At 30.9% G+C, this 810-nt stretch carries 1 protein-coding gene; it reads right to left on the reverse strand.

All coding sequences use genetic code 11. From position 1 onward, the window contains the following. Nucleotides 1-137: 137 nt before the first annotated feature. On the reverse strand, nt 138-810 hold a 673-nt coding region (locus F1592_RS13465), incomplete at its 5' end, for an Ig-like domain-containing protein (RefSeq protein ID WP_149809679.1).

An 810-nucleotide genomic window follows, 5' to 3' on the forward strand; every position in this document is an offset into this window, starting at 1 on the left:
AGTCCAATTTATTATAGAACCATTTTTATATCAGTCCTGTATAGTATAGAGTCAAATTTTTTTACAAAAAAAGACAGTAAGGCAATATGCCTCACTGTCAATTATGCAAAATAAGGTTTTATTGAATAAAGCTTATTTTAATCTTCTTTTTCTTCTTTCTTTCTACGGCGTTTTACAAATAACAGTAATGCACCAATAGCTGCGAATAACGAACCAAATATAGTTGCATTATTCGTACTTGTTTCACCTGTTTCTGGTAAATCTTCTTCAGTAGTATTGTTACCATTATTAATATTTTGTTGAGTATTTTTATTTCCTACGTTTGCTGTTGTTGTATAAGTAGTATTTCCGTTTGAATCTTTTTCAACAACACTTACGCTCTCTCCATCATTAAGATTTACAGAAGATGGTTTAAACATTTCCCAAGTTCCATTTGGATTAACTGTTGTAGTAGTTGTTATACCATTTGAGAAAGTGACTTCTACTGTGCTTCCATGTGTACTATGTTGTCCTGAAATAACTTGATTGCTAGAATCTATAGGATTAATAACTGGATTATTATTACTACTATTTGTTTCATTATTATCTACTGGATCAATTTGATTTCCATCATTGTCGCCATTATTATATCCAGAATCTATATCATTACCATCATTTCCGTTATCACCATTATTATGGTGAGTTGTATCCGGACCATCATTATTGTTGTCTGTGTTATCACCATGGTTAGTATTTTCATTACCTGGTTGAACATTGATATTAGTTTGGTTAGATGTATTACCATCTTGATCTGTCGCTGTAATAGGTAAT

It is taken from the genome of Staphylococcus sp. GDX7P312P, assembly GCF_008385775.1.
In the GTDB taxonomy this organism is placed as follows: domain Bacteria; phylum Bacillota; class Bacilli; order Staphylococcales; family Staphylococcaceae; genus Staphylococcus; species Staphylococcus haemolyticus.